An 18689-nucleotide genomic window follows, 5' to 3' on the forward strand; every position below is an offset into this window, starting at 1 on the left:
GTTCGGGGATCCGGCAACGCCACGCCGCCGGACTATGTCGGTCGTTTGTTCAGGCGGCGTCGACCGCAGGCGCGCCGTCCTTGAGTTCGCAGTCCACGGGCTCTTTGGCTGGTACGCCGTTGAAGAGAACGTTGAGAAGCGCTGCCGCGAAGGTGCCGACGAGCACGCCGCTGTGCAGGAATTTTCCCGCTGCCGCGGGAAGCTGGTCGAAGATGTTGTCCGCGACGATGGGCACCATGGCGAGGCCGACGCTAACCGCCACGATGTACAGATTGCGCCGGTTCACGGCGAAATCCACGCTCGACAGGATCTTGACGCCTGTCGCCGAAACCATGCCGAACATCACGATGGCCGCGCCGCCGACCACATAGCTCGGGATCGATGCGCTGACGAAGGCGACCTTCGGCAGAGAACCGAGCAGGATCAGGATGCCGCCGCCCGTTGCCACCACCCAACGGCTGAGCACGCCGGTGATCTGGAGCAGGCCGACATTCTGCGCAAAGGTTGTGTAGGTGAAGGTGTTGAGCAGGCCGCCAATGATGTTGCCTATACCGTCGGTACGAAGGCCGCGGGCAAGATCGGCTTGAGAAATCTTGCGTCCCGCCATGTCGCCGACCGCAAGGAACTGCCCGGTCGATTCGATCATCATGACCGTCATGACAGCACAGAGCGAGAGGATCGACCAGAACTCGAAGACCGGCCAACCGAACGCAAGGGGATGCATGATGCGCACCCAGTCGGCATCTGCCACGCCGTGGAAATCGACCTTGCCGGCGGCAATCGCGATTGCAAAGCCGATGCCGATCCCCATTAGCACCGCGAGATTGGACTGGAAGCCCTTCAGGACGCGTGTGAGCAGCAGGATCGACAGGAGCACGATCGCCGCGACCGCGAGCGCGAAGGGCGCTCCGTAGGCCGGGTTCGGGATCATTCCGTCCGGGCCTTTGATCATCGGCTGGCCTCCGGCCGCCCAGTTTACGCCGACGCGCATGAGCGACAGGCCAATGACCAGCATGACCGTGCCGGTGACGACCGGCGGGAAGAACCGCACCCAGCGCCCGAAAAAAGGCGCGGCCAGCATAGTGAAAACCCCTGAGGCTATGACGGCCCCGATAACGCCGGGCATGCCCAGTTCCGGATTGGAGCCTGTCGCGATGATCGACGGCACGGCGGTAAAGGAGATGCCCATCATGATCGGCAGCCGGATGCCGACATTCCAGATGCCGACCGCCTGGATGATGGTCACAAGACCACAACAGAACAGGTCCGCGCTGACAAGCATCGCGATCTGTTCCTTCGGCAGGTGCAGGGCGCTGCCGACGATGAGCGGCACGGCGACCGCGCCGGCATACATGACGAGAACGTGTTGCAGGCCCAGAGCCAGAAGGCTCGCGAGGGGATAGATCTTTTCGACAGGATCCGTCGTTGCAGGATTGGGCATTCGCTTTCCTCCCAGCGAATAGTTCCGGCGCGGTAAGGCTTCGTGGCCTCGTGGTTTTGTCACCGCACGCCTTATGAGGGAGATCATGCGGCTGGCCAAATCAGCAAACAATCGGCATAATCATATTTATTCATCTAATAACTGAATGAATGAGCCGCATGGATATCACGCTGAAGCAGCTTCGGGCGTTCGTCACCGTGGCTAATCTGGGGCAGTTCACATTGGCCGCCGACAAACTTGGCTCGTCGCAATCGGCGGTAAGCACGCTTGTGCGGCAACTGGAAACGAACCTCAATCTCCGCCTCTTCGACCGGCATACGCGGCTCCTGCGCCTCACCCAGGCGGGCATGGACATCTTGCCGGTCGCGGCGCGTGCCGTCGCTGATATCGAGGGCCTGGTGGAAAGCTCGCGGGAGCTGAACGCGCTCCGCCGCGGCAAGGTCTCGGTTGCGGCCGGCACGGTGCAGGCCGCACTCCTTCTCCCGCTGCTGGTCAATGCATTCAACAAGCTGCATCCCGAAATCACGGTCGCCCTGCACGACGTGGCCGAGAAAGTGGTGCTGGACTATGTCGCCAACGGAACGGCCGATCTCGGCGTCGGCACAGTGCCGGAGGAAGACAATGAACTCATCGGCACCCGGCTGACGACCGACGAATTCCTGGTGGTGCTGCATGCCGACGACCCTCTGGTGAGGCTTCCCGAACTTCGCTGGACCGATCTCGCCGACCGCAAACTGATCGGCCCGCAGCGCGGCAATCCCATTCGCGACCGGCTGGAAAACGAACTGGCGCGCAACGGCATCGTGCTGCCGCTCGACAAGACGATGCAGGAGGTGGCTCTGCCGTTGACGATCATCGGCATGGTCGAAGCCGGCCTCGGCGTCGCCATCATGACCTCGGCGGTCGTGCGGCTCGCGACTTCGATGGGGCTCGTCGTGCGCACGCCAACCGAGCCGCACATCAAGCGCGAGGTCAGCCTAATTCAGAAACGGGCCCGCTCCCTTTCCCCGGCAGCTCGGCGTTTTCGCGATTTCCTGCTGAAATCCGTCCATTGACCCGGCAAAAAGTTCGGCGCTATCTGATGGCGCTGCTGGACCGCGCGAGGCGCGGGCAGGCAGGGCGCAGGAAGGCCGTCTGGCTTTTGCTGTGCGCGGCCGGCCGGTGCCCACGCGCTGCCCGGCTAGCCGCCGCTCCCAGCCACATCAGACCAGGAGCACCCATGGCCCACTCCCTGAATGACCGTGCCCGCCGTTCGCATGATTCCGCCCGGCCCAACCGTCCCGACCTTTTCACCGATGCCATCCGGATCGCAAGGGAAGACCTTGCCGCCTGCTTCCGCATGGCAGCGCGCAACGGCTTCGAGGAAGGCATCTGCAATCACTTTTCCGCGGTCGAGCCCGGACATGACGATCTCTTCATCGTCAACCCTTACGGCCATGCTTTCCGCGAACTGACAGCCTCCAGGCTCCTCATCTGCGATTTTCAACGGCGGCGTCGTCGAGGGCGATGGCGAGCCGGGGGCGACAGCCTTCCACATCCATGCCGAAATCCACCGCCGCCTACCGCGCGCCAAGGTCGCCTTCCACACGCATATGCCTTATGCGACCGCGCTCTCCATGACCGACGGACCGCCGCTGATCTGGGCCGGGCAGACCGCACTGAAATTCTACGGCCGCACCGTCGTCGACGAGAACTACAACGGGCTTGCGCTTGATCGCAGTGAGGGCGCGCGCATCGCTGGGACGGTGGGCGATGCGAATATCCTGTTCATGAAACATCATGGCGTGCTGGTGCTGGCGCCCACCATCGCCGAGGCCTGGGACGACCTCTACTACCTCGAACGGGCCGCCCAGGTGCAGGTCCTCGCCATGTCTACGGGCCGCAACGTTTCGCCGGTCGATCCAGCCGTCGCGGAAGCCGCCTACCGGCAGATGCGCGAGGGCGACGCCGACTCCGCCAGGGCCCATCTCGCCGCTATCCGGCGACAGCTCGATGCGGAAGAACCGCAATATCGGCACTGAGCGTCATAGGGTCGACGCCGCATCGCTATCGGAACGACGCCGCCTTGGCGACGGCGTAATTCGTTGATTGGACTTATTTTTCTAAATTGGCGTTTGCGCATCATTATTGCGAATTATTTATCAAACAATTGAAATAATGAATTTGTTTAAATTAACTGCGCGTGCTTAGTTTTCCGCCATAGCAAGAAAGTGGGAACGAATGGTGGGTGGTAGTCTAACTGCGTCGCTCGCAAATCTGGTCCGCGGTCAGTCCTTCGCGCTCAGTGGCGGAACCGTGATCAATTCGGACGGCTCACAAGCGGTCAGCGATATCATCGTTGGGGCGGACGGACGCTTCCTCGCCGTCGAACCGTTCCTCGATGGCACATCCTGCGGCGCCTGCGTCGATATCAGCGGCATGCTCGTTTCACCGGGCTTTGTCGATGCGCATCAACATCTCGACAAGACCGGCGTGCTGCGCTTCACGCCCAATCCCTCCGGCACGCTACAAGGCGCCCGGGAGGCCTTCGCCAAATATGCCCGTACCGCCGGCCCCGATGACATTCACAAGCGCGCCACGCGCACGATCGAGCGATGTCTCTCGCGCGGCACGACAGCTATCCGCAGCCATATCAACGTCGACAAGGATGCCGGCTTCCATGGCATAGCGACGCTGGCCGGCATCCGCGACGGCGCGAAGGATCGCATCACGCTCCAACTCGTCGCCTTCATGACGCCTCATCCCGGCCAGGACTTCGACTGGTTGGGCAAGAACATCGACGGCGCGGTGGCGCTCGCCGATGTCGTCGGTGGAACGCCCGCCGTTTCGGAAGACCCGCCGCGCTACCTCGACATGCTGTTCTCCGCCGCGGTGAAGGCGGGAAAACCCGTCGACCTGCATCTCGACGAGCACCTCAATGCCGGCGTGCACCTCTTGGACGCTGCCCTCGAACGGGTCGAACGCTTCGGCATGCAGGGGCGCACCGTGTTCAGTCACGTTTCCGTGCTGAGCGCTCTGCCTCGCCGGGACTTCCAGCGCATCGCCGAGCGGATTCTTGCCCTCGATGTCGGTGTCGTGACGCTGCCGGCGGCCAACCTCTACCTGCAAGGCCGCGACTGCGAGATGCTGCCGCCGCGCGGCCTGACGCGCGTTGCCGAGTTGCACAGGGCCGGCGTCACCATCGCCACGGCCTCCGACAACATCCAGGACCCGTTCGTGCCGACCGGTTCGGGTGACATGCTGGAGATCGCGCGCTGGACGCTGCTTGCCGGGCACCTGCGCGGCGACGAGCTTGCCGCCGCCTACGGCATGATCACCACGGCCCCGGCCCGCCTGATGGGCCTTGGCAAGGATTATGGCCTCCAGGCCGGCGCCCACGCCGACTTCGTCGTCACCGACTGCATCGACACCGATACTCTGGTTGCTGGCGGACCGGATCGCGCCTTTGTCTTCTCGAAGGGACGCCTCGTCTCGGAAACGACGACCGCGCTGATGCGCGACGAAAACAGCCCGCTGAAGGAGGACGCGTAACCGATCGGCGACTCCGGGGGGATTGAAACGACAATCAAATGGGAGGAATGAAATGAAGAAAACTGCAATTTCACGTCGCTCGCTGCTTGCGTCCGTCCTCGGATTGGCCCTCGCCGGAATGACCTGGCAAGGCGTTGCGTATGCCGACGACTTCAAGATGGGCCTTCTCGTGCCCGGCAGCGTTTCGGAAGAGGGGTGGAACCGGATCGGCTACAACGCACTGAAAGGCGTGGAGACCCAGCTCGGAGCCAAGATCAGCTACGTCGAGCTGCAACAGAACCCGGCCTCCTTCGAAAAAGCCTTTCGCGACTACGCCAGCCAAGGCTACAAAATCATCCTCGGCCATGGCTTCGAATTCCAGGACGCCGCGCTCGAAGTCGCGCCCGACTACCCGGACACCTATTTCCTGATCTCATCGAGCGCCATTCATGAGGGCAACGTCATCGGTCTCAACACCGATACGAGCCAGCCCTTCTACCTGATGGGCGTCATCGCCGCGAAGATGGGCAAGAAGGCCGGGCTCGTCGGCGGCATGGAAATCCCCCCGATCCAGCAGGCCTTCGCCGGCTTCAAAAACGGCGCCAGGAGCGTCGATCCCAACTTCCCGATCAGCGAGGTCTATATCGGCAACTTCACCGATACGACGGCCACCAAGGAAGCGGCACTGAGCATGATCTCGCAGGGCGCCGATTTCGTCGTGCCGAACGCCTCGGGCGCCACCGTCGGCGGCTACCAGGCCATCGCCGAATCCGGACCGAACGTGCGCTCCTTCTCAATCTTCAGTGACTTCACCCAGGTCGCCCCAAAGAACATTCTAGGCCTCTATGTCGCCGACTATGCGCAGGGCGTGGTTGAGGTCGTGCGCTCGATCCGCGCGGGCAACCCTCCGAAGGAAAACGTCATCTTTGGCCTGAAGGATCCAAAAGTCATCTCCTTCACCTTCCGCGACGACGGGCCGGTATCCGTGACGGCAGACATTCGCGCCGAGGTCAAGGCGATCAGCGACAAGATCGCCGCCGGCGAGATCAAGACCGACGGCCAGTGACCGGCGTGCGCCGCGGCCGGATGAGCCAGCCGCAGCGCACCAATCCGCGCAACTCCAGTATCCGGACCGACCCCATGGAACAGGTAAACCAGGGAGTGCGTGAGAACGTATATCCCCAAGCCGCCCAACCCCTCTATCGGACGTTGTCGCAAATCGCGATCAGCGCCGTTATCCCCATCGCGGCGGTCCTCGTCGCCCTTGCCTTCGGCGCCGCTCTCCTGTGGCTCAACGGCTTCAACGGAAGTGACATAGTCACCGTGATGGTCTTCGGCTCGTTCCAGGACATGCGCTCGGTCGGCGAAATCCTCTTGAAGGCGACCCCTCTCATCCTGATCGGCGCCGGACTCTGCGTCGCCTTCCGGTGCAGCATCTGGAACATCGGCGCGGAGGGGCAGTTCTACATCGGAGCGATTGCCGCCACCCTAGTCGGCACCAGAATCGACGGGCTTTCCGTCTGGGTCCATGCACCGCTTGTCATGCTGGCCGGGGCGCTTGCGGGCGCCGTCTGGGCGGGCATTGCCGGCTATCTAAAGGTGCGTTTCCAAGCTAGTGAGATCGTCACAACGATCATGCTTAACTACATCGCCATCATCATGACGAGCTATCTCGTCACCGGTCCGATGCGCGATGCCAGCGCCGCCTATCCGCAATCGGCCCGGCTCGTGCACGAGGCCTGGACGCCCCGCATCGTCTCGGACATGCGCCTCCATATCGGCATTCTCATCGCTCTGGGGCTAGCGGTCGCACTCTATATCTTCCTGCAAAGGAGCAGCCGGGGCTTTGCTCTGCGCGTTGTCGGTCTCAACCCGCATGGGGCGCGCTATGCGGGCATGGACGTGCGCCGCAACGTAATGATCGCCATCTGTATCAGCGGCGCGATGGCGGGGCTTGCCGGCGCCTTCGAGGTGGCGGGCGTCACGCACCGGCTCTACCAGAACATTTCGCCCGGCTATGGCTTCGAGGGCATCGCGGTCGCGTTGCTCGCCAACAACAATCCGCTGGCGGCGATCCTGTCGGGCGGGCTGTTCGCGACGCTTCGATCCGGTTCGGAAGTCCTGCAGATCACATCACAGGTGCCGCAGGTCCTCGTGCTCGTCATCCAGGGCATCGTCATCCTCTCGGTCGTCGCCTTCGCCAAGTTCCGCGAAGTCCTCAGGATGGTGGCTTGAAGGAATGGAACCTCTCGCAAAGCACCAGAGCCTTTGCGTGAAAACAGTAATTTAGACGACCTCCCGAAGGGGCTGTTCAATGGACGACATGATGTCTCTCGCCTTCCTCGCGACGCTGATGGGTGCCGCTTGGCGGCTCGCCACGCCGCTGATCTTCACCTCGATCGGCGAAGTCTTTTCCGAACGAGCGGGCGTGCTCAACATCGGGTTGGAAGGAACGATGCTCGTCGGCGCTTTCTGCGGCTTCGCTACGGCGTTTGCGACGGGAAGCATCCCGCTCGGGCTTCTTGCCGGGATCGGCGGCGGCATGCTGTTCGGGCTGGTCTTCGCCTTCTTCACCATCACAATCAAGGCAGACCAGATCGTCGTCGGTGCGGCTCTCAACCTGCTCGGACTGGGCCTCACGGCCTTCCTGTTTCGCACCTATTACGTCTCGACCGGCAAGGGCATCGAGATCGCCCAGCCGGTCCATATTCCCTGGCTCAGCGACTTGCCCTTCCTCGGCGAGGCTTTCTTCCGCCAGAACCTCATCGTCTACAGCACCATCCTCGTCGCCATCCTTGCCACGCTCGTGCTCTACCACACCTCCTTCGGGCTGACGCTGCGCGCGGTCGGCGAACATCCAAAAGCCGTTGACGTCGCCGGCCGCAACGTCGCCGCCTATCGCTACGCGGCGGTCATGGTTGGCACGGGGCTTACGGGGCTCGGCGGCGCGTTCCTGACTCTCGGCCATTCCAACCAGTTCGTCGAGGGCATCACGTCGGGGCGTGGCTTCATCGCGCTTGCCGTGGTCGTCTTCGCAAGGTGGTCGCCCGCCGGGGCCTTTTTCGTCTCGCTGCTCTTCGGCCTCTTCTATGCCTTGCAGTTGATGCTCCAGGCGCAGGCGTCTGTCGTCGTACCCTATCAGGTCCTGCAAGCACTTCCCTACATCATGACGATCATCACGCTCGTCGTGGTCCGCGGCAAAGGTGCAGCGCCGAGCAAGCTCGGCCAGCCTTACGATATGAGGTAAGGATATGTCCCCAAAACCCTTCCTGCGGATTGAAAATATCCGCAAGCGCTTCGGCCCCATCATCGCCAGCGACGGCGTGACACTGGAAATCGACGAGGGCGAGATTCATTCGCTGCTCGGCGAGAACGGCGCAGGCAAGAGCGTGCTTATGAACATGATCTGCGGCATGGTGCGGCCCGACGAGGGCGAAATCGTCTACAAGGGCCAGTCCGTGCGCTTCAACAGCCCGCGCGAGGCGATCCGCCAGCGCATCGGCATGGTGCACCAGCATTTCATGCTCGTGCCAAACCTCACCGTTGCGGAAAACTATATTCTCGGCCGGGGGACGGCCCTAAGGGTCATCAACGACATGGACGAGGTTCATGCGAAGATTCGCGAGCTTAGCGACCGCTATGCCCTCGACGTGCGGCCCGACGCAGTTGTTGAAGATCTCTCCGTCGGCGAGCAACAGCGTGTCGAAATCCTGAAAACCCTGTTCCATGGCATCGACCTCTTGATCCTTGACGAGCCGACGGCCGTGTTGACACCGCAGGAAACCGACCGATTGCTCGCCCTCATGAGCGACCTCGTTTCCGATGGAAAGACGGTTGTCTTCATTTCGCACAAGCTCGACGAGGTGATGCGCGTCAGCAACCGCATCAGTGTCATGCGCGACGGGCGGGTGGTGCACACCGTTAAGGCCGCCGACACGGATGCGCGGGAGCTTGCCCGCATGATGGTGGGTCGCGACGTCGGCATGGAGCTGCCCCGCAGCACCGCCGCTCCCGGCCCGATCGTGCTGTCGGTCGAAAACCTCACCTGTCGCAGCGAAACCGGGCTTCCGGCCGTGCGCGGCGTCAGCCTCGATGTTCGGGCCGGCGAGATCGTCGGCATCGCTGGCGTTTCGGGCAACGGCCAGACCGAATTGTCGCTGGCGCTGTCCGGCCTCCTGCCGGTCGAATCCGGCCGCGTCGTGCTCAACGGCAAGGACATCATCGGCCTCGACCCCGCCCGCATCAATGCCAGCGGCTTTTCCCACATCCCGGAAGATCGGCACAAGCACGGGATCGTGCTCTCGCTCTCGCTCGGCGAGAACACCATCCTCCAGCGCTACGACCAGCCGCCCTTTGCCACCCGCGGCATGCTGAACCGACGCGCGATCGGCGCGCATACCCGCGATCTCATAAGGCGTTTTGGCATCAAATCCCGCGACGAAGACCAGCCGATCGGTGACCTTTCCGGCGGCAACCAGCAGAAGCTGGTGGTGGCGCGGGAGCTGGCGCGCAATCCGGATTTCATCCTCGTCAACCAGCTTACCCGTGGCATCGATATCGGCGCGACGGAATTTGTCATGGAGGAGATGCTGAAGCAGCGCGACAGCGGTCGAGCCATCCTGCTGATCTCGACAGAACTCGAAGAACTCTTTGCGATCTGCGACCGGATCCTGGTGATGTGCCACGGCGAAATCCTCGGCGAACTGCCACCAGACCGTACCCGGCTCGACGAACTGGGGCTGCTCATGGCGGGTAAAATGGCGAATCCGATAGGGCGCCAGGAGCATGCGGGCTAGACAGGAGCGCTGGCGCCAGCGTTTGATGTCATCTGCATTACTGGCACGTTCGAGGAAAGGGGCAGTTCGCCTATGAACATAAACCTGCGGCAACTGCGGGCATTCATCGCAGTCGCCGAGCTCGGTCAATTCAACCTCGCCGCAAGAAGCCTCCATCTCACGCAGTCAGCGGTCAGCATCCTAATCCGGGATCTGGAATCGGAAATCGGCGTGCGCCTTTTCGACCGCCACACGCGGATGGTGTCGCTGACGCTCGTCGGGCAGGAGTTCCTGCCGCAGGCCAACAAGATATTGAAGGACCTGGAACTTGCGGTCGGCAACGTCAGGGACAATGCATCGCTCAAGCGCGGTCAAGTGACCATCGCCGCCGCGATCGTGCTGGCGGCAACGATTGTGCCGCCAATCATCGGGCGGTTCCTGCGCATGTATCCCGAAATCTCCGTGAACATCCGCGACATGCCAGAAGAGGCGATCAGCCCGGCGCTCAAGCGCAACGAGGTGGATATCGCGGTCGGCACGTTGTCTGAAGAGGACCCTGAAATCACCGCCACGCCCCTGCTGCGCGACAAGCTGATGTTCGTCTGCCGCGAGGATCATCGATTCGCCAAGCGAAAATCCGTGCGCTGGGTGGAGCTAAAGGGCGAAATCCTCATCACGCTTGCCGCAGCCAACCCGCTGCGGAACATTGTCGAGCACAACCTCATCCGCGTCGTGCCGAGTTTACGGCCGAAATACGAAGTGCGCTTCTCGACCACTGCCATTAGCATGATCGCCGCAGGCATGGGCGTCGCCGTGCTGCCTGAAAATTCGAGCCAACTCGCCTCGGCCGTGCGGGTGACGACCGTCGATCTCGTCGAACCGCGCGTCATGCGCGACGTCTCGCTACTGCAGCGCCGCCAGCATAGCCTTTCGCCCGCCGCTGAGCATCTAAAGGGCGTGTTCGTCGCATGGGCCGCCGATCGAACCGGGTTCTCTGCCCTCGACTGAAAGGGTGTTTCGACGTTCACCAATGGCGGCTGAACCTTTGGCAAGCACCACCGATTGCGGTTGCCACGGTTTTTGGGCAGGTCGGCGAAGGTCATGCCGTTGTCGGTGAGCACGGCGTGGCTCTTGCAAGGAAAGGCTGCAATCACATTTCTGAGGAAGACCGTGCTTTCCATCTTGCTGGCGCAGTTATGGAAGTCAACTTCGAACGCCGTCGATCGCCAGGAACATGACCAGCTTGCCTTCGGCATGCGGCCCGGCGGGGGCGGCGCCGGCGCACGTTGGTAAGGCGAAGGGTTTCAGCGCGATCAAGTTCAAGTTTGCGTAGTCGATGTGCTTGTAGCGCTTGACGACGTAGGGCAATGGCGAATTCGTATTTCTCGGCTTCGTCGATCCCTGGGAACCCAACAGGATTCGGCCCTGTGGCCTTGGCTTTCGGAGGGTGACGCTCTATCTAGCTGAGCTACGGGCGCATTTTTCTGCCGTAGTGTTCGTGCGGAATTTCCGCAACCGTAAGGGCCGGAACAGAGCTCTTAACTAATTGATATTACAAGATATTTCACCCTAAGTTCGCCACTTGTCTGCTTGACACGAGCCTTCTGAGGGCAAGTGTTCCGTTTCGTTGAAGCCGCTAATCCTTGCCGCTCATCAGATCAAAAAGCAGACGCCTGCTTGGAATTGCACGCCATGCACAAGCGCGAGACTTCGATTCCTTCTGTCGCGACCGACCCGCATCGAGCATCCGACGTGAGATGGCCTCTTGCTGCTCGCGCAGGTGATCGCTCAGCAGCTTGTTGCGTGTGATGTAGCCAGCATTAACGCCTGGGATCGAGTGGTTCATCAGAAGGTGAACATCAAGCTCCGCAACACCCGCGGCCTGGGCGATTGTACGGAAAGTCTGCCGCAGATCATTCCCCCATTTCGACAGATCGCTGCGCTTCTCTTTGTGTTCAATGATGTGACCGCTTTCGCTCTCGGCTGGGAATAGCCATTCACGCGATTGCTCACCATAGAGAGCCCGACCAATGCGCATCACTCGAACCAGACAGCGGATCATGGCGTTCGAAAGCGGTATGTCGAAGGCCTTGACCTCACCACCCTTCGGCCTGGGTATGTGCAGGACACGCGCGCGAAAGTCGACATGCTCGACCCGCGCCGTCCTGATCGCTTCAGGGCGATGACCTGAGAGCAACATGAACAGATGCAATTCGCGCCGAATAGGATTCTTCAATGCCGCGAGTTGGGTGAACCATGCCTCGAGATCCGAAAGCCCCAGCGCGGTGTTGCGCCGATGCTCGGCATTCCAGTCTATGGCTGAGACGGGGTTGTCCGCAGGGAGCGTGCGGGCGGCCTTGCGAGCATGGTTGTAGACGGCGCGCAGCGTTCGCATGCACCCGTTGGCGATGTAGGCGCCATTCTCCTTGGTGAGTTTCTCGTGCCGCGCGGTCACGAGGGAAGGATCATTGCCTCGCTTGGAAAGCGGATCATCAAGCCAGTCGGCCAACAGCCGCTCGACGTGATCGCGATAGTTGTTGATCGTTCCATCGCTTCGGCCTTTGTTTTTCATATGCCCGTCACGATAGCGTTCCCAGGCAATGCGCAGCGTGGGGTTCGCAATCGATGGCAAATCAACCTCGGCAGTATTGCCGTCCGGCTTGCGAGGCGACGTGCGAGGATCAACGCCGCTGGCGATCTTGCCGAGAATGTCCTTCGCCTTCGCCCGCGCCGCGCGGGTCGTCAGTTCTCCAACTTCGGCAACCTTCATCCGGACGGAAAGCCGCTGGCCTGCTTTCTTCCGCTCACCCTGGACAACGAATGTCTTTTGCCGTTTGCCCACAAGCACCATGAAACCCGGCAGATCGGTATCTCGAGCAAAATATTGGCCCGAAGACGCCGGCTGGAGGCTTGCAATGGCGCGGTCTGTGAGGGAGAGACGAAGGTCTGTCATGACAATTAGTACGGCATTAGTACGGCGATTGCATCGGGTTTGATTTGTCGGTTTGCCTACGCTATCATAGTCGCGCAGTACGAAAATAGCAACAACTTGAATACGTTAGAACCGACGCAATCGTACAACGACGGGCATTGGGAAACAACAGGAAAGGCCGTCTGACAAATTCCTAATCTGTAGGTCACAGGTTCGATTCCTGTCGGGATCACCATGCTTTTCAAGCATTTGGCGAAGAACCGCCGTACTTTCTTGCGAAATCAGGTCGTCGGAGAGGACGAAAACATTCCACCTCGCGCGCATTTGATAACTGTCGGGCCTCGGAGGTGAGAGAGAATCCTCACCTGCGCTGGCATTTCGGCATTCGTCTGCTGCATTGGCTGACCGTGATCGCGCTCGTGGCGCAACTAGCCATTGCCTTCGGACCGATGAACGAGCCGGGGATGGCGGCGATGAACTGGCTGCCGCTCCATATGTCGGTCGGCGTGACGATCCTTGCCATCATCGTCCTCAGGCTTTGCTGGCGCAGCTTCACCCAGCCCCCTGCTAGGCACACCTCACGGTTCGTGCGATTTGCGACCGCATTCTTCCACATGTTTCTCTACGTTATTATTCTTGCCGTCCTGATAACGGGATGGCTGGGCTACCGGCCAATGCCTTTCATGCCTCCCGCACGGTTTTTCGGAAACTTGCCTGTCCCGTTGGCGCCATCTGTCGACGCGCTGTCGGCAAGGGCTTTCGCGTTCGTCCATGCAAAGCTGGTCTGGATCATGCTTGGATTTGTCGGCGTTCACATCCTGGCTGCCCTTGTGCATGTCGTGCTGCTTCGCGATGGTGTCATGCGCAGCATGTTGTTTGGACGGGCGCACTTCGCTTCGCGGGAAGAGAACGCTCAGCTTGCGGTCGACGATGAAGCCGGCAGCTCACGCAATCGCCCATAATCCTCCCGCAACGACGGCCGCGTATCGCGCCGCCTTGCCCAAGGCGACGAGAGTAACAAACACGCCGAGATTCATGCGTGCCGCGCCTGCCGCAATAGTGAAGGCATCTCCGACAACCGGCAGCCAGGCAAACAGCAGCGTCCATTCGCCAAAGCGTCGGAACGTCCGGCTTGCCTGCTCATAGCGCTCGGGACTTACAGGAAACCAGCGCCGGGTCCGGAGCGAATCGATGCCACGTCCCAGAATCCAGTTCACCACGGAGCCGAGCGTGTTGCCGATCGTGGCGACTGCCAGAAGCAATGCTGGATCACCCCGACCCAAGACGATGAGGCCGGCGAGCACCACCTCCGATGAGACCGGCAAGATGGTCGCGGCGAGGAACGCGCTGATGAACAGCGCGCCGTAGAGCGTCGCCACGTCGACAATACCCATCATGCGGAGCAGCTCGTGCTTCAGGATGTGGCAATGTTCGAGGTAAGTCCGATCGACAACAAGGCGAGGTGGCGCCCGGGCATGCCTGTCATTGCTCGCACTGAATATCTGCCAGGGGCGCCGACCATCAGCGACCTACGCGAACTGCCGCCCTCAGCCGCCTCAGCCGACCCTGACGACAAAATGCTTCGTCACCGGCTCGATGATCTTCCAGGTTCCCTTGAAATCGGCTTCCACCACGAAGGCATCGCCGGGGCCGACCTCGACCGGTGCGCCGCCGTCGGGGGTGATGATGATGCGGCCGGCGATCATGTGCACGAACTCGTAGTCGGTGTAGGTCGCGTGATAGGTGCCGGGCGTCGCCCGCCATGTCCCCGACATCACCTTGCCGTCCTCGGTCGTGTGCTGAACGGCGGTCTGCATGGTCGGCTTGCCCTCAACCACGACCCAGCCGGCCAGATCGCCGGCCTCCGCGTTTTCGACGGCGCCGAATTTGAGGATTGTCTTGTTTGTCATGGGCTCGGGCTCCGGGTGATGGTCGTCGGTGAGGCATCAGTTGCCTAGGTGATCAGATAGCGGATGCCCTTATGCCCGGCAACCGTCGCGGCCTCATGACGCTTGTGCCGCGTGCGCCTCGATCATGCGCCGCGCGCTTTCCTCGTCGGTGATCAGGATCGTCGGCGCGATCAGGGTCATGGCGCCGAGCAGCGCCTCGGTCTTTTCCGCACCGCCGGAGGTGAGGATGCGGATCGGCGCCTTGCGCAGACGGTCGACATCCACCGACATCACGTGGCTGTTGACGGGATGGTCGACCAGATCGCCATTGCGGTCGAAGAAATGGAAAAGGAGGTCGCCAACGGCGCCACGCGCAAGCAGCGCCTCACGATCCGCTTCCTTGAGAAAGCCGCCGCGAGAGAAGGTGGTGGCCGAGGCGATGCCGCCAACGCTCAGCAGAACGGCATCGAGCACGTTGGCCATTTCAAAAACCTCCTGCAGGCCGCAGCGCTCGACCAGCGCGATCTTGGTCTCGACGCTGTCGACGACGGCCGGCGTCGGGATCAGATAGCCGTCGCCCTGGAAGATTTGGGCGAAGCGCCAGGCGAACTCAGCCGGGTTGAATCGACGCACGACGCCGACGCCGCCCAGCAGCGAAATGACCTTGAAGTCGGTGAGCGACTTGGCGCTGATGAAGGGCAGGCTCGAGAACAGCGTCCTGCCCCAGCCGACGCCGACGCGCATGCCGGATTTCATCGTGTCGGACAGGAAGCTGCCGGTCTTGGCGCTGATCGCCGGTATCGGGTCGGCATTGGGCGCGGAAAGCGGCGCCACCAGCGCCTGCTGCAGCCCGAAGGTCTTTTCCAGCGCGCGTTCCAGCCGCACGATTTCCGACAATTCGCTTTCGATGCTGATCTTCACCTCGTTGCGCGAACGGGCGTCGGCCAGCATGCGCACGATGGTGACGCGGCCGACGCCGAGCACATCGGCGATCTCGTTCTGCGTCATCTGCTCGACGAAATACATCCAGGCGGCGCGAATCCTGAGGCGATCCGTCCGGCTTTCGCCGGCGACCTGCTCGGTTGCCTCGGCTCCGCCTCGACCGTCGGCGGTTTCGCTCTGTCGTCGCCTGCCCAAATCATCCCTCCCCGCGGCGATGGACGAGCCGCCGTCGCCGATTCTGCCTGCTGGTCTAGTATCGCCTATTGATCTACCACTCGATAGGAACAATGTAGAGGTGGCGGCCGGGTCCCTGCTGGCGGCCGTCTGCAGCAATTTCGAGGCGATTGGCGATGCTCCGACAAATCTCCGAAGACGTCCGCGTCAACCTGAAGGACCGGCTGCGGGAAGTCCGCGAAATCATCCGCCAGAGCCGCCATGACGGCAGCGGCGACGCCAGTGCCTTGCGCGAAGCAACCAGCCATCTGCCGCCGTTTCCGGGCAAGGGCATCGAAGGCCTGCTCAGCCATGCCGCAAGCGCTGTCGACGAGGCGCTGTCGATCGCCGAATCGTTTGTCCCGCACGAGCGCCCGATAAAGGTCGACGGAACGACCGTCAAAGGCCTTGGCACCTATTTCCCGGCCGGAAACGAGGAGCGCCAGCTGAGCGCGGAGCGCCTGTTCCGGCGCGACATGTATTATCTCACCAAGGCGGTGCTTGCCGGCCTGGGCATCGACAATGCCCGCATCCACGAGGCCGATTTTGCCGCCGTCCATGCCACGATGCGCAAGCGGCACGGCGATCTGCTGGCCGCCTTGGCCGCGCCCGGCGCGGGACTGCAGGCGATCGCGTCCATTTGTTCGGCGCTGCTGGTCGAGTCCCTCGGCCAGCGTCCCGTCCGCTTTACGGAAGCCGCATCGGAAACGCCGGCGGCGATCGCGCACCGGACACTCGACATAAGCTGCCTGGCGCCGGTCGTTCTGGCCTGCGGCCTGGCAACCACCGGCAGGGACGGTTTGCCGGAGCCGGATATGCTGGAGATCGCCATTCTGGCAGCCGATATCCGTCACGACCGGATCGTTCAGGCTTGCGCCAAGGCGAGCCCGATCGATGAACTGACTCCCGTCTTCGCCGCCTTGCTCGCGCATTTGCCGTAACTGCTCGGAATTCGGCTATGCGGCACCTTCGGCCGCCATGGCCATGATGGCCTTCTTGGCGCGCTGGATCGAGGCCGGGCTCATCGAGAGTTCGGTCAGCCCCATTTTCACGAATGTCGCAATAAGATCGGGGCGGCCGGCCGCCTCCCCGCACATGCCGACCATGATGCCGGCGGCAACGCCGGCTTTTGCCGTCATTTCGATCGCCGACATCACGGCCGGATTGGTGACATCGTTGAGCTTGGCCACGGTCGGGTTGAGCCGGTCGGCTGCCATGATGTACTGGGTCAGGTCGTTGGTGCCGATCGAGAAGAAAGCCACCTCCTTGGCCAGCGCCGGTGCGATCAGCACCGCGGCCGGTGTCTCGATCATCACGCCGAGGTCGAACGCCGCATGCGGCACGCCTTCGGCTTTCAGCTCGGCGGCGCATTCGGCGACAAGAACCCGCGTCTGTCTCACCTCGCCAATGTCGGAGACCATCGGCAGCATCACCTTGATGTTGCCGTGCACGGCCGCCCGCAGCAGCGCCCTGAGCTGGCGCTTGAAGATATCGGGCCGGTCGAGGCACATGCGGATGCCGCGCCAGCCGAGGAAGGGGTTTTCTTCGTCGGGAAACTCGATGCCGGCGATCGGCTTGTCGCCACCGATGTCGAGCGTGCGCACGATGACCGGGTAGGGCGCAAAGGCCTTGGCCAGCGCCGCATAGGTCTCCGCCTGCATGTCTTCCGAGGGAAGATGCATATGGCGCATGAACAGAAGCTCGGTGCGAAATAGGCCGACGCCCATCGCACCGGCCTCCTGAGCCGCCTCGATCTCCTCCAGCGAGCCTATATTGGCCGCGACCTCAATCACCCTGCCGTCCGCAAGTTTCGGCGTCACCGTCTTGAAGACGGTCAGGCCGGCGCGTTCCTTCGCCGCCGCTTCGACGCGGTTGGCGAAATCGGCGCGGGTCGCTGCATCGGGGTCGACGATCACACGGCCGCTGTTGCCATCGAGTGCCACTTCGTGGGCCGTGCGCAAGGCGTTGACCTGGCCGCCAAGGCCGAGCACGGCTGGAATGCCGTGCGAGCGCGCGATGATGGCGATGTGCGAGGTGGCGCCGCCATGGCCGCACACCACGCCGCCGATGCGCTTCAGCGGCGCGCGCGCCAGATCCCAGGCGCCGATATCGTCGGCGATGAGAATGGCGCCTTCGGGGATGTTTTCGAGGCTGAAATCGTCCTGCCCGAGCAGCACCAGGCAGATCTGTCGTCCAACCGCATGCACATCGTCCGCCCGCGCATTGAGATAGTGATCGTCGACGGCGCTGAAATCGGCGGCGATGGTGGAAGCGGCGGTGATGACGGCTGAGACCGCATCGTTGCCGCCCTTGATCAGGCCCTCGGCCTCGCCGGTCAGGCTATCGTCGGCGGCGATGTCCCTGAGTGCGGCGACGATGCCGCGGTCGCCAGCCGACAGACTGTCCTGCGCCAATGCCCGGTCCATGCGCGCCTGGACAGCACTGACGGCGGCGCGGAACCTGTCGACCTCGCCGGCGATCTCTTCGGCCTGCAACATGCGGCCTTGTCCGGCGATATCGGGCGGGAAATGCGCGAAGGCCGGCCCGATGGCGAAACCTTCGCTCGCCGCGACGCCGCGCAAACCGTTTGCTTCACCGGATGCCGTCGGCTCCGATTCAGGCATCGGCCCGGCTCCCATCGCCGACCCGGTGTCGCCTGTTGGCTTGTGATCCTCCTCGTCGTCCAGGCCGGCTTTGGGATTCTCGAGATAGCCGATCAGCGCCTCGATCGCCTCGATGGCATCGGCGCCGTTCGCCCGGACGGTGACTTTCTGGTTCTCCTTGACCGCCAGCAGCATCAGCTTGACCGAGCTCTTGGCGCTGACCGCCTTGCCGTCCTTGACCAGCTCGACATCGGATTCGAAGCCCTTGGCGAGCTTGACGAACCGCGTCGCGGGACGGGCGTGCAACCCTTCGTGCACTCTGACGATGGTCGAGCGTTCCATGGCAAATACTCTGGTCTTGAGCGCCGCCCCCAACATAGGCCG

15 protein-coding genes and 2 pseudogenes are annotated in these 18689 nt (G+C 62.3%); 10 read left to right on the top strand and 7 right to left on the bottom strand.

Annotated elements, in window-relative coordinates:
• Positions 1 to 49: 49 nt before the first annotated feature.
• Entirely contained in the window at positions 50 to 1441 is a 1392-nt protein-coding gene (locus BPNPMPFG_RS18570; protein WP_258590161.1) for a nucleobase:cation symporter-2 family protein, read from the bottom strand.
• Positions 1442 to 1599: 158 nt separating this feature from the next.
• Between BPNPMPFG_RS18570 and BPNPMPFG_RS18575 the strand changes: the two genes are divergently transcribed.
• The 8 genes and pseudogenes from BPNPMPFG_RS18575 (at position 1600) to BPNPMPFG_RS18610 (ending at position 10734) form a co-directional block, all read left to right on the top strand.
• Entirely contained in the window at positions 1600 to 2496 is an 897-nt protein-coding gene (locus BPNPMPFG_RS18575) for a LysR family transcriptional regulator (protein ID WP_258590162.1), read from the top strand.
• Positions 2497 to 2660: 164 nt separating this feature from the next.
• A pseudogene (locus BPNPMPFG_RS18580) lies at positions 2661 to 3462 on the top strand (aldolase).
• A 199-nt stretch (positions 3463 to 3661) separates the two neighbouring features.
• Positions 3662 to 4972, top strand: coding sequence for an amidohydrolase family protein (locus BPNPMPFG_RS18585; protein WP_413776782.1), 1311 nt, complete (start codon positions 3662 to 3664; stop codon positions 4970 to 4972).
• A gap of 52 nt (positions 4973 to 5024) precedes the next feature.
• Complete coding sequence (locus BPNPMPFG_RS18590) at positions 5025 to 6017, top strand: BMP family protein (protein WP_258590163.1); 993 nt, start codon at positions 5025 to 5027, stop codon at positions 6015 to 6017.
• A gap of 74 nt (positions 6018 to 6091) precedes the next feature.
• Entirely contained in the window at positions 6092 to 7186 is a 1095-nt protein-coding gene (locus BPNPMPFG_RS18595; protein WP_258590164.1) for an ABC transporter permease, read from the top strand.
• A 79-nt stretch (positions 7187 to 7265) separates the two neighbouring features.
• A complete protein-coding gene (locus BPNPMPFG_RS18600; protein ID WP_258590165.1) occupies positions 7266 to 8198 on the top strand; it encodes an ABC transporter permease in 933 nt (310 codons plus the stop codon).
• A 4-nt stretch (positions 8199 to 8202) separates the two neighbouring features.
• Positions 8203 to 9747, top strand: a complete 1545-nt coding sequence (locus tag BPNPMPFG_RS18605; protein WP_258590166.1) for an ABC transporter ATP-binding protein — start codon at positions 8203 to 8205, stop codon at positions 9745 to 9747.
• A gap of 72 nt (positions 9748 to 9819) precedes the next feature.
• Positions 9820 to 10734 (top strand): LysR family transcriptional regulator, encoded by a 915-nt coding sequence (locus BPNPMPFG_RS18610; RefSeq protein ID WP_258590167.1) that lies wholly within the window; start codon positions 9820 to 9822, stop codon positions 10732 to 10734.
• A 50-nt stretch (positions 10735 to 10784) separates the two neighbouring features.
• Here BPNPMPFG_RS18610 and BPNPMPFG_RS18615 read toward each other — a convergent pair.
• Positions 10785 to 10983, bottom strand: a pseudogene (locus BPNPMPFG_RS18615) (IS481 family transposase); the annotation flags it as partial.
• A gap of 379 nt (positions 10984 to 11362) precedes the next feature.
• The gene (locus BPNPMPFG_RS18620; protein WP_258590168.1) at positions 11363 to 12679 is read right to left on the bottom strand and encodes a tyrosine-type recombinase/integrase; all 1317 of its coding nucleotides are present in this window, start codon (positions 12677 to 12679) and stop codon (positions 11363 to 11365) included.
• A gap of 326 nt (positions 12680 to 13005) precedes the next feature.
• Between BPNPMPFG_RS18620 and BPNPMPFG_RS18625 the strand changes: the two genes are divergently transcribed.
• On the top strand, positions 13006 to 13620 hold the full coding sequence (locus BPNPMPFG_RS18625; RefSeq protein ID WP_258590169.1) for a cytochrome b: 615 nt from the start codon (positions 13006 to 13008) through the stop codon (positions 13618 to 13620).
• Here the strand turns inward: BPNPMPFG_RS18625 and BPNPMPFG_RS18630 are convergent.
• The 3 genes from BPNPMPFG_RS18630 to BPNPMPFG_RS18640 form a co-directional block, all read right to left on the bottom strand.
• Positions 13603 to 14055, bottom strand: coding sequence for a YqaA family protein (locus BPNPMPFG_RS18630; protein ID WP_258590170.1), 453 nt, complete (start codon positions 14053 to 14055; stop codon positions 13603 to 13605). The two genes, BPNPMPFG_RS18625 and BPNPMPFG_RS18630, sit on opposite strands and share 18 nt — an antisense overlap.
• A gap of 159 nt (positions 14056 to 14214) precedes the next feature.
• A complete protein-coding gene (locus BPNPMPFG_RS18635; protein WP_258590171.1) occupies positions 14215 to 14568 on the bottom strand; it encodes a cupin domain-containing protein in 354 nt (117 codons plus the stop codon).
• Between the two features lie 93 nt (positions 14569 to 14661).
• Entirely contained in the window at positions 14662 to 15684 is a 1023-nt protein-coding gene (locus tag BPNPMPFG_RS18640) for a sugar-binding transcriptional regulator (protein WP_258590172.1), read from the bottom strand.
• Positions 15685 to 15839: 155 nt separating this feature from the next.
• On the opposite strand from BPNPMPFG_RS18640, the gene BPNPMPFG_RS18645 reads away from it, so the two are divergent.
• On the top strand, positions 15840 to 16643 hold the full coding sequence (locus BPNPMPFG_RS18645; protein WP_258590173.1) for a hypothetical protein: 804 nt from the start codon (positions 15840 to 15842) through the stop codon (positions 16641 to 16643).
• 15 nt (positions 16644 to 16658) lie between these two features.
• On the opposite strand, the gene ptsP is transcribed toward BPNPMPFG_RS18645, so the two are convergent.
• Positions 16659 to 18647, bottom strand: a complete 1989-nt coding sequence (ptsP, locus tag BPNPMPFG_RS18650) for a phosphoenolpyruvate--protein phosphotransferase (protein ID WP_258590174.1) — start codon at positions 18645 to 18647, stop codon at positions 16659 to 16661.
• Positions 18648 to 18689 lie beyond the last annotated feature (42 nt).

Source organism: Mesorhizobium sp. AR07 (assembly GCF_024746815.1).
GTDB lineage: Bacteria > Pseudomonadota > Alphaproteobacteria > Rhizobiales > Rhizobiaceae > Mesorhizobium.